A 13185-nucleotide genomic window follows, 5' to 3' on the forward strand; every position below is an offset into this window, starting at 1 on the left:
TGTGCGGCGTAGGCCGCTTATTAGCCCGTCCAAGAATTGGGGCGCAGTTCACATTTGGTCGGGGTTTTCCTTGCCTGAAATAGACGATTGCCTTGCTCTTTCAAGTTATTTCGTGGCACCGCAGGAAGAGCACTTGTACCCGGTGGTCACGGTCTCGTCCCATGCTGCGCTCACCTGCACCTGTTCATCATATGCATCGGCCACCTTTACCTGCTCGTCGTAAGCAGCCTGCACGGTGCGAGACTCTTCGTGGCAAGAACCGCAGTTGCCACCGTTAAGCAGCGAGTTCTCAAAATGAGCAGCTTCGTTCCCGGTAATATCCGCACCGCAGTTATTGCAAATGCTGACATACTTTACAACTGCGTCGTGGTGGACGGTCTTGTATTGTGCGTCATGGTGGACGGTCTTGTACTGAGCGTCGTGATGGACGGTCTTTGTCTGGGCTACCCAGTTGTGCTGATGCGCCGGGGTGTCATCCTTTTTCGATGAGCTGCCTGAATTGGTGTTCGAGCCAGAGTTGCTGCTGTTGCCGCCATTCGGCTTGCTATCGGATTTTCCCTCGTCTTTCTTGGAGGATGAATTGCTCTTATTTCCAGAATTATCGGAGCCGCCTGTGGCCTTTCCATCATCCCTCTTGCCGTTAGAGGTCTCCGGTGTCTTCGCATCGGACTTGTCCTCCTTGGCGGTCTCCTCGGCCTTCCCGGTCTCCTTCTCGACGGCATCTGTATCGGCGTTCGGGTTCTTCTTGATGTTGTCCTCGAACTTCTTCACGACCTCAGCGCCCTTGTCTCCGGTCAGGGTGGAATCGCCCTTCTTCACGGCTTCCGCAACGTCCTTGGCAATGGCGGTCAGGTCATCCTTCGTCACCTTATCCGCATCCACCTTGTTGAAAGTCACACCCGTGCTGGCCGTCTTCTTGTCGGCCTTCCCGGCGGTAACCTTCTTCGATGACACCTTATAGATGGAACCGTCGGCGTTCACCGGTGAGATGAATGTGACGGTATAGGTGCCGGACTTGCCAACCTTCACAGTCACCTGTTTATTCGCGTCGATAGCGGTGTAGAAGTCCACCTCGCCGTCCGCTCCCTCGATATGCGCGATGACGGGCGTGGATGTGTCCGCATCCCAGCCGTCAGCCTTTACCTCAAGGGTAAGTACCATGTCCTGCTTCTCATCGTCCTTTGACTGGGACACCGCAGGGGCATTGGAATCTCCCGTCCAACTGGCATGTGAGATGGCGTAAGCCCCGCCGCCGATGAGAAGCGCCGCACAGAGGATTCCCGCACCAGCCGCGCAGACCTGTTTGCGGGAGAACTCGCGCCCGAAGAGCATGAGCGGCTTCTTAGCGCTCTCCTCCTCCTTTTCCTCTGCATTCCCGGAGACCATATCGCCCGTCTTCTTCGGAATCTCCGTATCCATCATGGTTCCTTTCTGATTGCAATACCCCATTATCTGCATTGTATTTCAAATTGTCACTTATATAGGTGTGACTTATATAGGGTTGGCCTGAATCATTGACACCGGCGGATAGGAGGTGCCGATGACTGAGCTTGACCCAAGGATGCGCGTGGGGCTTCGTATTAAGGAGCTGAGGGGCGAGCTCGGCATGAGTCAAGAGGCATTCGCATACTCCATCGAGATGTCTCGTACCTATTTTGCCGAAGTCGAGACGGGCAAGCGAAACGTGTCTATCGAGAATATCGATCGCATAGCGAGGGGCCTCGGCGTTTCGTTGAGGGGCTTTTTCGACTCAAATCTGTTTGCGGAGCGCTGAGCCATCAAGTTGAAGTGGCCCTATCGGTTGTTGGCCCTGCCCTCCCTATCGGTCTCATCATTGTTCTGACCCGACGGCCGAAAACGGTGTCGGCCAGAAATCGTGTCCTTGGGGCCCGATGGGTGAAGCTGCGAGGGGGAGGGTAATCGCATGTTCGGGTGCTACGAGAATAGGTCAATTACTCCGCTGACATCTCGTGTGTCGGTGTAGTAACGCCGGGCCGTCTCCGGGTCGTGACCAAAGAGCGCCGCTCTTATCTCAATCGGGACGCCTCTGTCACGGGCAATGGTGTGGAGGGTTGCTCGCCAAACATGGGAACGGGCCGTCTGCAAAAGTTCTATGTCACAGTCGCTTGCAATCTGACGATAAAGGGTGCGAACGGCCTTCGAGCAGTTGGACTTGTCCCATTCGCGCCACGGATTATCGGTTGCGGGAGCGGGGAAAACCAACCCGACTCCGCTACTTTCGGCTCGGCGATTTTCGAGCAACGAGATGACGCGCGAGTCGAGAACGGGGACAATTCGGCCTCGGTGGGTCTTGCTGGCCTCGTTGGTAACTTCAACCGAGTCACAGCTCTTACTCACCTTGTCCCAAGTGAGGGTTCGCGCCTCACCGATGCGCAGTCCCGTGACGGCTTGCAGCGCTGTTAACTCCACGATTGCCCTTTGCGCATTTACAAGCTGCTGACGGGAATATTTTCCGCGTATGGAGCCATCTTTCGGCATGGCGCTCTTCCAGCCGTCTGACAAGAGCCAATCGAGCGCCTTTCCCCATTCGTTCTCCGAAAGTCCCTGCCCTCCTTGCGGCTTGTTGCTCGCCTTGTTTTCAGGTAGGTCGAAGCTTATCCCTGCAATTGGATTCGAGTTGAGCGCACCGCACATAATTAGGGGTTGTATGACCCATTTGTTGACGACCTTCCGCACCTGTCGTGCCGTTGCTGTTCCGTGCTTTTCGGCAATCAGGCAGAGGGCCTTACCAAAGGTACCGGCGCGTAGGGCGTCCGCAATCGGGTAGCCCCCAAGGGCTTCCGTTGCGATAGAGAGGCAGAGGGCATAGCGTTCTCTGGTCGATGGGCGGAGGCGAGCGTTTTCCTCTATGCTCGGCAACACCTCGGATTTTATGTATCCTCCGAAAAGGTCAGAACCGCTCCAATTGCTTTTCAGCCCGCATGTGGCTTTTAACTCTTCGGCCTGCCGATGGGCTTTTGCGCGAAGTTCGCCTTTTGTCACGCTGCCTCTGGTGTCCCGGCGGAGCGTGATGCCGTCAGGGAGCCTGATGCTCCATTTCATGCGGTATCCGCCGCGCGGGTCCTCCTTGATGTGTGCACTGTCGATGGTGTCTTGACCGGGTTGGAGCCTTTCTCTCGGCATATTTGCTCCGTTCTGTGTCCCTACTATTGTCCCCACTATCATAGGGAGACTTAGGGATTAGGTTAGCAACAGCGGGATAAAAAATATATATCTACCAGCAGAAAGTATTAGAAAATTACCGTATAAAATTATAGCACTACAATACCCGGAGGTCGTAGGTTCAAATCCTGCCCCCGCGACCAAGAACTTGCAGCTCGTCGGCCTAGCCGGCGAGCTTTTTTGTTATTCCGGGACTGTTCTCTCAGCCCAATTCCCAACATCTCAAACAAAATCTCGATCTGTAACATCTAGACCCGATTTGGGCGGCCAGGTGTTACAGATCGAGATATACCGGTGGGTTGGGTCCCGTTTGTCTAAATCTGTAACACGAGGGACGGATTTTGCCGAGTTGTTGTTACAGATTGAGATTTTGTTGTTGCTCTCCTTTATGAGTGAATCTTGACTCTTTTTATTATGTGAGGCGGACGGGCTATCGATAATCACGGGCCGGATGGATTGACTTGTCGATTGATAGACTCCAATTGGAAGGAGCTGCGACGACCCTTAACGATCCTTAACTAGAAACAGTGACGTCTTAAAAACAATAAAGGGGCCGCTATGTAGGGGCCGTCTATACGATGCCTTTGACTTACACTTCTTTATGGAGCCATGTAAGGAGGCGGCAATGCAGCAACCCATTGCGACAAACGATGTGATTCTATTTTCCACTCTCAGGGAGAATCAGTACTTCGATCGAAAGAGCGCCCGCAAGGATGACAAGGAGATTGCGAAGCATATTAGTGCATTCGCCAACTCGGCGGGAGGCAAGCTCGTTATCGGTATCGAGGATAATGGTGAGGTAACGGGCTTCAAGCGTAACGGCGCGCGCGACATTGAGAAATTCGAGCGCGCTGCGCTCACGACTTGCACGCCAACCCCTATTGTCCGCAAAGACCGAATCCCCGTGGTCAATTCTTCGGGCGAGGAGGACTTCGTTCTCGTTTTGGACATCGATGCCTCGACCAACCACTCTGTTGCTCGCGTGAGCGACGGCGAGGTTTTCTTGCGGCAGGACGACAAGAGCGTGAGGCTCAGCCGCGAACAGGTATTTGCCCTCGAGTACGATAAGGGGCAGAGAATCTTCGAGGACGAGCTTGTTGAGGATTCCTCCCTAGATGACGTGGACCATGAAGTGCTTGATCGCTACAAAGGGATTCTTGGAACCGAAGTTTCCGACGAGCAGGTCCTTAGAAGTCGTCGTTTTATGCGTGACGGAAAGCTGACCGTTGCTGGAGCCCTGCTATTCGCGCTGGATCCGTCCGCGATGATGCCACAGGCGCGAGTCCGTGTCCTGCGCTACGACGGCGTCAAAATGGAGACGGGCGAGCGTCTCAACATCACGAAAGAACGAAGCTTCTGTGGGCCGCTGCCTAAGGTGATCCAAGACGCCTACGAACTCATCTCGAGCATGCTCCGCGAATTTCAGTTCCTGGGGCCCGACGGGAAATTCCAGACCGTGCCTGAGTATCCTGAGTTCGCCTGGTTCGAGGGCTTGGTCAACGCGGTGACACATCGCGACTACTCGTTCCGCGGCGACTACATCCGGGTCTCGATGTTCGACGACCGTTTGGAAATCATCAGTCCAGGCGCGCTTCCCAATATCGTGACGCTCGACAACATGAGGACCACTCGTTACTCGCGCAACCCACGCATCGCGCGCACGCTGGTTGAATTTGGTTGGGTTCGGGAGCTAAACGAGGGCGTCAAGCGCATTTATACCGAGATGCAAAACTCTCTGCTCAATGATCCGGTCTACACGGAACCTGATGGGGCAAGGGTTCAGCTAACGCTTGAGAACAATATCGTTGCCAGAACCGTAAGGAGAAGCGAGGCTCTCGAGGACAAGGTATCACCGGAGGTGATCGCCTCATTGGGGGAGTATGAGCTCGCCGCCGTCAGGTTGGCCTTTGCGAACGGAAGGGTGACAGCAAGGGAGCTTGCAGCGCACATCGGGAGAAATCGCCGCACAGCAAGCCGGGTGCTTGGTAAGTTAATTGAGGAAGACGGGCTGCTCGAATGGCACGGCTCATCCCATAACGACCCAAAACAGTTCTACACGATAAGGTAAGGTGGTCGATCTATTTCGCACCTCTGTCGCAGTAATGTCGCACTTCTGTCGCAGTAATGTCGCACTTCTGTCGCAGTGGCTTCGATGACGCGTGGATATAGTCCCTCGGCAAATCTCAAACAAAATCTCAATCTGTAACGGGTAGGGGTCAAAAGCGGGCCTAGATGTTACGGATTGAGATTGTTGAGGATGGGCCGAGGGGAATGTCTTGATCTGTAACACGTGGGGCCGTTTTTGGCCGATAGATGTTACAGAACGAGATTTTTCGGCAGCCGGCCCCCGTTTATCTAATTCTGTAACACGAGGGATGGATTTTGCCGAGTAGCTGTTACAGATTTAGATGTTCTAGCGGGCCGGGTTGGTTTGTCTCGATCTGTAACAGGTGGAGGCCAAAAGTGGGCCTAACTGTTACGGATTGAGACAAACCGACGGGCCGCCCCGCCCCATCCACCTGCCGCTACCTGCTGTCTGCCGATTTCCGTTGCGCCACTGTGCTCCCATGCCATATCCTCTAGACAACTACGCGGCATCATCGCCGCCGCGCCTACAAGAGAGGAATGTCCATGACCGCACCTGCATCCAAGCTGCTCCAGCCCATTACGGTTGGCCCCCTTGAGCTCAAAAACCGCATTATGTTCCCGCCGCTGACCACCGGCTACGAGGAGCGCGACGGTTCCATCGGCGAGCGCAGCCTGGCTTTTTACGAGCGCCTGGCCCGTGGCGGCGTGAGCTACATCGTCATCGGCGACGTTGCTCCCGTTATGACCGCAAGCCCCACGCCCAAGTTGGCGACCGACACCCAGATCCCCACGTTTAAGGCGCTGGCCGACGCTGTTCACAAGCACGGCGCCAAGGTCGCGCTGCAGCTGTTCCACCCCGAGTATGACGTGCCCGGCGTCGGCCGCATGGTCATGGGCTCCATGGCCGCTGCGAAAGCTGCGCAGGAGGCCAAGGCCGCCGGCGACGAGGAGACCTTTGCCGCCAAAATGGCCGAGTCCAACGAGATCCGCAAGCAGGCCTACGCCAAGCTGCACCACGACATGCAGCACTTTGTGAACGAGGCCACCGTGGAGCAGCTCACCCAGATCAAGGAGGCCATCGCCGCCTCGGCCGCCCGCGCACAGCAGGCTGGGATCGATGCCATCGAGGTCCACGGCGACCGCCTGGTGGGTTCGCTGTGCTCTGCCATCCTCAACAAGCGTACCGACGAGTACGGTGGCTCGTTCGAGAACCGCGTTCGCTATGCGCTCGAGGTCGTCGCCGCCATTAAGGAGGCCGCGCCGCAGCTGATGGTGGAGTACAAGCTCCCCGTGATCATGGAGAACCCCGACGGCACGCCGCGCGGCAAGGGCGGTCTGCAGCCCGACGAGGCCTGCGAGTTTGCCAAGCTGCTCGAGGGCGCGGGCATCGACATGATCCAGGTCGCGCAGGCCAACCACACCGGTAACATGGGCGACACCATTCCGCCCATGGGCGCCATGCCCTACAACTGGACGCTGCCCGTGGCCGAGCGCGTCAAGGCCCTGGTCTCTGTGCCGGTGGCAACCGTCGGCCGCGTTGTCTCGGTCGAGGCCGGCGAGAAGATCCTGGAGGACGGTTCGGCCGACATCGTCGCGTACGGCCGCTCGCTCATGTGCGACCCCGACATTGCGCTCAAGGCCGCCACGGGTGAGCCCATCCGCGAGTGCCTCAACTGCAACAAGGGTTGCGTCGATGCGATTCAAAACCGCCAGTACATCTCGTGCGTGCTCAATGCCGAGAACGGCGACGAGGCGACCATCGCTATTAAGCCGGGCGAGGGCGACAAGAAGATTGCCGTGGTGGGCGGCGGTATTGCCGGCCTGGAGGCCGCGCGCGTGGCGGCCAAGCGCGGCTACGACGTGACCGTCTACGAGGCGAGCGATCATCTGGGCGGTCAGATTGTGCTGGCGGCCGCGCCCCCGCGCAAGGACGAGATCATGCGCTCGGTCGAGTACTACGAGAAGATTCTGCCCGGCCTGGGCGTGAAGGTTGAGCTCAACCATGCCGCTAGCCCCGCGGACCTCAACGCCGCCGACGCCGCGATTGTGGCCGTAGGCGCGCACGACGTGGTCATTCCCGTATCCGGTGCCGATTCGGACAAGGTCGTCTCGAGTTGGGACGTGCTGGCCGGCAAGGTGGAGCTTACGGGCCGCGTCGCCGTCATTGGCGGTGGCCTGGTGGGCACCGAGACTGCCGAGTACCTGCTGCAGCACGGCTGCGAGGTGGCGATCGTGGAGATGCTCGACAAGATTGCCGCGGGCGAGTCCGAGACCATTCTGCCACTGATCATGAGCGATTTTGCCGAGCACAACGTGGAGCAGCACGTGAAGACCCGCCTGACCGCCATTACCGACGAGGGCGTGGAGGCCATTCGCACCACCGAGGACGGCGCCGAGGAGCCGGTGAAGATCGCCTGCGATTACGTGGTGATGGCCGTGGGCTCCAAGGCCAACGCGTTTGACCTGGATGGCGTGACGGTGCCCGTGACCTGCGTGGGCGACTGCTCGGGCGAGCGCACCGCCGACATTGCGAGCGCCATTCGCACGGCGTATCACGCGGCCAACGAGCTGTAGTTGAACATCGCGGCCAGGCGGGGCGGTAGCACGGATCCGCCTCGCCCGGCTGTGTCCCGTCGGGTGTCAACCGGTGCGGGGCCTGCAAGCGCAGCAGGCCCCGCCCTTTTTGTTTTGCTTCGGTGGATGGCAATGCGCGGTAATCATGAGGAGTAAGGACGTCTACTGCCTTGCCGATTACTCAAAATTATTGGGGGAGGGGTTAATAACTATATCCTCTATGCCAAAGGACATAAAGAGGTGTCAATTTTGTTGACAGGCGAATGACGATTGGCTGCGAGTCAGCTACCAGCGTAAATAATCGATAAAGAAATGTCGTAAATTGGTGCCAAATGCCCAGATAACGCCGCGTCTATTTTAATTAACTGCTTTGAGCAAACAGTAAAATGCTACTATCTAACTTGCACGTAAGAAAGCAGATTAACGGTTAAGGCTAAGAAGTGGCAGGTATGTCGGAAGCAACTAGGACTCGCACGCATGCGCCCGAGGTTAGGCAGCGCGCCGTCGAGATCCTCCAAGAGGGGGTCGGTCATCGCGCCCTCGCCGCGGAGCTTGGCATTCCCCAGGCCACGGCTCGTCAGTGGGCCCGCGCGTATGCCGTAGGCGGTGCCGACGCCGTTCTCAACGCCGGTTCGCATCATCACACCTATTCGTACGAAGTTAAGCTCGCCGTGGTCAAGGACCGCTTGGAAAACGGCTTAACGGTTCGCGAGGCCATGATCAAGCACAAGATTCCCAGTGAGTCTTCGGTCAAGGCTTGGTGCCGCCAGTATCGCGAGAGCGGTGAGTCCGCGCTGGTTGATAAGCCGCGCGGTCGCAAGCCGCGCGTTAAAAAGGCGGAATAGCGAACGGGATGGTGCGCCCACAGGGGCGCATTTTTCTTGCCGCGCCAACTTTTTGGACCGTCGTGAGCCTACTGGAACATCCTCCAAAGTGGTTAATAAACCGCGCGCAGTGGCCCGTGCGCCCGCCGCCGCGATAGGGGGAGCGTCGCCTCTCTGCTCCAAAGCGGACAGACTCGTTACCCCGTACGCCTAAAACTCCCCAGTTGACCGAAAACCCGCCGCCGCTACTCCTCAACTGAGCTATAACGTTAAACAATTGCAGCGTTTTTGCATGGGGGAGTGATGGTATGACGCTACTGTATTTCCTTACCCTGTTTCCGCTGGTACCGGCGCTGGGCATGCTGCTCGCGCGCGGTGACCGCGCCCGCGATGCGGTGGGGCTCATAGGCTCCGGCATTATTATGGCGGTGACAGTTGTAGTCGCCGTCATGTTTTTTGGTGCGGGTCCGCAGAGCTTTGAGGTTGCCCCCGGCACCTCGCATATGCTCTCGATCATCAGCTCCGCCATCGATGTCATCCTGTGTGCTGTCATCCTGTACAACGCGTACAAATATAGGAACGTGCTCACCACGGTGCTCGGCATAGTCCAGCTGGTGGGCTCGCTCGCCTTCGCTGCCATGACGCTGCCCGCGACCGAAGCCGTCACGGCGACACCGCTCTACCTAGACTACATGAGCGTGATCATGGTCCTCGCCGTCGGCATCGTCGGCAGCCTTATCTGCGTGTACGCCCTGGGCTACATGAAGGACTTCCAGGCCCACGACGAGCACGAGGCAGCGCTGCGCGGGCAGGCGGCGCCCGACCGACGCCCGCAGTTCCTGGCGCTTATGTTCCTGTTCCTCTCGGCCATGTTCGTCATCGTGACAAGCGACAACCTTGAGTGGCTGTTCTGTGGCTGGGAAATCACCACCGTGTGCTCGTTCCTCATGATTGGCTACACGCGCACGCCCGAGGCCATAAAAAACGCTTTCACCCAGATCATCCTCAACATGCTGGGCGGCATCGCGTTTTTGGCCGGACTCATGTACCTGCACGTTAACGGCATGCCGCTGACCATCTCGGGCATGATCGAGCTTTCCAGCGCCGGAACCGCGCAATCCGCGCTGCTGGTGATGCCGGTCCTGTTGCTGTCGCTTGCCGCGCTCACCAAGGCCGCACAGATGCCGTTCCACACTTGGCTATTGGGTGCCATGGTTGCCCCCACGCCCACGAGTGCCCTGCTGCACTCGTCAACCATGGTCAAAGCCGGCGTGTTCCTGATGGTCAAGCTCAGCCCGCTCTATGCCATCTATCCCGTGACCGGCTTTATGGTCACGAGCGTGGGTGCCATCACGTTTTTGCTCGCTGCCCTCATGGCCATCTCGCAGAGCAACGCCAAACGCGTCCTCGCGTACTCCACCATTTCCAACTTGGGCCTCATCAGTGCTTGCTTGGGTGTCGGCGCGCCCGAGGCCGTATGGGCCGCCATCTTCCTGATCCTGTTCCACACGGTGGCCAAGTCGCTGCTGTTCCTGTGCGTGGGCACGGCCGAGCATCATATCGGCAGCCGCAATATCGAGGACATGGACGGTATGTTCAGCCGCATGCCGCACCTTACGCGTCTGATGATGCTGGGCATCATGGGCATGTTCGTGGCACCGTTTGGCATGCTCGTGTCCAAGTGGGGCGCCCTGGTGGCGTTCGCGCAGACCGGCAACGTGCTCATGATCATGGTGCTTGCCTTTGGCTCGGCCGCGACGTTCTTCTTCTGGGGCAAGTGGCTTGCCAAGCTTTCGGGCGTCGACCCCACGGCTCAAAACGTTGAGGTCAATGTCCATAAGACCGAATGGATGGCCCTCAACACCATCGCCGCGCTGCTGATTCTTTGCTGCGTGGCGTTCCCGCTCATCTCGAGCGGCCTGGTGTCGCCTTACTTGGCCATGGTGTTTGGCCGCGTGCCGTACGTTATTGGCAAGGACTCCATGTATCTGATGGTGGTTATCGTGGCGTTTATCGCCGTGGTGCTGCTGACTTCATTCCGCGTGAGCAACAAACCGCACGTCAACGTGTACCTTTCGGGTGTGGGGACCGACAAATATCGCCATTTCCGTGGCTCGATGGGACACGAGGTGAAGGCCGAAAAGCGCAATTGGTACTCGGAGGACGCCCTTGGCGAGAAGCGTATTGGCCCCGCGGGTAGCGTCGTGTGTTGCAGCATTATCTTGTTTGCGCTGCTGTGTTGCGCGTGGATTGGGCCCGAGCGGCTTGCCATGAGCGCGCCCTCGGTGCTGCGCGGCAAGTATTTCGAAGGCTCGGGCGTCGTGGGCATTTTTATTGGCACCGTGGCGTTTGCTTTGCTGGCGCCGCTTGTGGGTGGCCTGATCGACGGCGTTGACCGCAAGCTTTCGGCTCGCATGCAGGGCCGTGTGGGCCCGCGCCTGCTGCAACCGTTCTACGACGTTGCCAAGCTGCTGCGCAAGGCCCCCGCCAGCGTAAACACCATGGACGATACCTACATGGCGTGCGCGCTCATCTTTACCGTCGTGGGCGGCGGCATCTTTGTGTCGGGCTCCAATACGCTGCTGTGCGCCTTTATGGTTACGCTCGCCGCGATCTTTGTGGTGCTGGCGTCCGCTTCGACGCAAAGCCCGTTTGCCCAGGTCGGTGCCGACCGCGAGCTGCTGCAGGTTATGAGTTACGAGCCCGCCGTTTTGCTGATGAGTGTGGGCCTGTACCTTGCCACCGACAGCTTCGACTCCATCGCCGTGACGGGGCAGTCGGCCCCCATCATCGTGTACAGCGCGCCCATTTTCCTCGCACTGCTCGCGGTGCTTACCATCAAGCTGCGCAAGTCGCCGTTTGACCTTTCGTACTCACATCACGCGCATCAGGAGATTGTCCAGGGCGTCGCCACCGAGATGAGCGGCGGCACGCTGGCCAAGATGACCCTTATGCACTGGTGCGAGACCGTGCTGTTTTTGATGTGGGTGGGCATGTTCTTTGTCTGGGACAACCCGGTGAGCTGGGTCGTAGCCCTGGTCGTGATGGTCGCGACGTATTTTGTCGAGGTGCTGATCGATAACACCTTTGCCCGCAGTACCTGGCGCAGCTGCTTTAAGCTCGGTTGGGGCGTGGCGCTGGTGTTTGGCCTGCTCAACCTTATGCCCATCCTCGTCGACGTGTTTATTTAGGAGGCGGCATCCATGGATCATAAAATGTCGCGCTCGCCGTGGGTTATTCATTACGACGGCTCGAGCTGCAACGGATGCGATATCGAGGTGCTGGCCTCGCTCACGCCGCTGTTCGATGCGGAGCGCTTTGGCGTGGTCAATACCGGCAACCCCAAGCATGCGGACATCTTTTTGGTGACGGGCTCGGTCAACGCTCAGAACTTGCCCGTCGTGCGCCAGATTTACAACCAGATGCTCGAGCCCAAGTGCGTGGTGGCCTGCGGCATCTGCGCGTGCTCGGGCGGCGTGTTCCGCGATGCCTACAACGTGATCGGCGGCGTGGACCGCGCGATTCCCGTGGACGTGTACGCGCCCGGATGCGCCATTCGCCCCGAGACCGTGATCGATGCCATCGTGGAGGCGTGCGGCATCCTGGACCAGAAGGAGGCCGTGATGCGCGCCGGCGGCGACCCGCTTACCGTGGGCGGCGCCGCAACCTGGGACGGTGGCGTTGAGCTGGGCGAGGACGGGTTTGTGGCTGCGGCTGAGGCCGGCGACGTGCCCGCCGCTGGCGACGCATCTGCTGGGACGCTCGCCGCGTCCGTCGCTGCAAAGGAGGCCGAGTAATGCAAAAGGCTATCTATACCACCGTCGGGATCGACGAGCTCCTGTCGCATGTCCAGACGCTCAAGGGCGCCGGTGCCCGCTTTGTGCAAATGCACGCCGAGCGCAACGTCGACGACGGCTCGTATCGCTTGGTCTATACGTTTATCAACGTTCGCTCTGCTCAGGAGCATATTGCGCAGGATGGCAGCTATCCGATCGAGAACCTGGTGGTTGAGGGAATTGATCGGTACCAGGAGATTCCGTCCATCAGCTCGTACTATCCGGCGATATTCCCGTTTGAAAACGAAGTGCACGACCTATTCGGTCTTGCCATCACCGATATGCAGATCGACTTTAAGGGCTTTTTCTACCAGGTCTCGACTGCCGAGCCCATGAGCGTTATCACGCCCGAGGTGAAGGCTGCGCGCGAGAAGGCCATGAAAGTCCGCGCGGCTGCCGAGGCCAAGGCGCGCAAGGCCGCGGCCGAGAAGGCCGCCGCTGCTGCGGCTGCTGCAGGGGAGGGCGCTGCCAGCGCCGGCGATGCCGCGGGCGCCGCTGCTCAGCCCGCTGCGGCTGCCGGCTCCGATGCTCAGCACGATGAAGCTGCCGCCAAGGCTGCGCTCAAGGCTGCCGAGATGGAGGCAAAGCTCGCCGCCATGGATCCCGAGAAAGCGGCCAAGGTCCGCGCGGCGCTTGCCGCCAAGGCCGCCCGCGACAAGCAGAAAAAGGAGGCGTAAAGT

The 13185-nt window shown here is 58.7% G+C and carries 9 protein-coding genes; 7 read left to right on the forward strand and 2 right to left on the reverse strand.

The features are described 5' to 3' along the window. Positions 1-105: 105 nt before the first annotated feature. Positions 106-1419, reverse strand: coding sequence for a hypothetical protein (locus DWV43_RS07550; RefSeq protein WP_117817752.1), 1314 nt, complete (start codon positions 1417-1419; stop codon positions 106-108). A 121-nt stretch (positions 1420-1540) separates the two neighbouring features. Between DWV43_RS07550 and DWV43_RS07555 the strand changes: the two genes are divergently transcribed. Further along, a complete protein-coding gene (locus DWV43_RS07555) occupies positions 1541-1774 on the forward strand; it encodes a helix-turn-helix domain-containing protein (RefSeq protein WP_117817754.1) in 234 nt (77 codons plus the stop codon). Positions 1775-1935: 161 nt separating this feature from the next. Here DWV43_RS07555 and DWV43_RS07560 read toward each other — a convergent pair whose 3' ends face one another. Then, positions 1936-3144, reverse strand: coding sequence for a site-specific integrase (locus DWV43_RS07560; RefSeq protein ID WP_158569850.1), 1209 nt, complete (start codon positions 3142-3144; stop codon positions 1936-1938). A gap of 664 nt (positions 3145-3808) precedes the next feature. On the opposite strand from DWV43_RS07560, the gene DWV43_RS07565 reads away from it, so the two are divergent. The 6 genes from DWV43_RS07565 (at position 3809) to DWV43_RS07590 (ending at position 13182) form a co-directional block, all read left to right on the forward strand. Next, complete coding sequence (locus DWV43_RS07565; RefSeq protein WP_117817758.1) at positions 3809-5251, forward strand: ATP-binding protein; 1443 nt, start codon at positions 3809-3811, stop codon at positions 5249-5251. Positions 5252-5814: 563 nt separating this feature from the next. Continuing rightward, the gene (gene bilR, locus DWV43_RS07570; RefSeq protein ID WP_233539231.1) at positions 5815-7845 is read left to right on the forward strand and encodes a bilirubin reductase, long form; all 2031 of its coding nucleotides are present in this window, start codon (positions 5815-5817) and stop codon (positions 7843-7845) included. 449 nt (positions 7846-8294) lie between these two features. Next, a complete protein-coding gene (locus DWV43_RS07575) occupies positions 8295-8690 on the forward strand; it encodes a helix-turn-helix domain-containing protein (protein ID WP_089573462.1) in 396 nt (131 codons plus the stop codon). 287 nt (positions 8691-8977) lie between these two features. Further along, positions 8978-11860, forward strand: a complete 2883-nt coding sequence (locus DWV43_RS07580) for a proton-conducting transporter membrane subunit (RefSeq protein ID WP_117817762.1) — start codon at positions 8978-8980, stop codon at positions 11858-11860. Positions 11861-11872: 12 nt separating this feature from the next. Then, the gene (locus tag DWV43_RS07585; RefSeq protein WP_117817764.1) at positions 11873-12466 is read left to right on the forward strand and encodes an NADH-quinone oxidoreductase subunit B family protein; all 594 of its coding nucleotides are present in this window, start codon (positions 11873-11875) and stop codon (positions 12464-12466) included. Further along, on the forward strand, positions 12466-13182 hold the full coding sequence (locus DWV43_RS07590; RefSeq protein WP_117817766.1) for an NADH-quinone oxidoreductase subunit C: 717 nt from the start codon (positions 12466-12468) through the stop codon (positions 13180-13182). Before DWV43_RS07585 ends, DWV43_RS07590 begins: the two co-directional genes overlap by 1 nt. Positions 13183-13185: the final 3 nt, after the last annotated feature.

Source organism: Collinsella sp. AF05-9, assembly GCF_003465595.1.
Classification (GTDB): domain Bacteria; phylum Actinomycetota; class Coriobacteriia; order Coriobacteriales; family Coriobacteriaceae; genus Collinsella.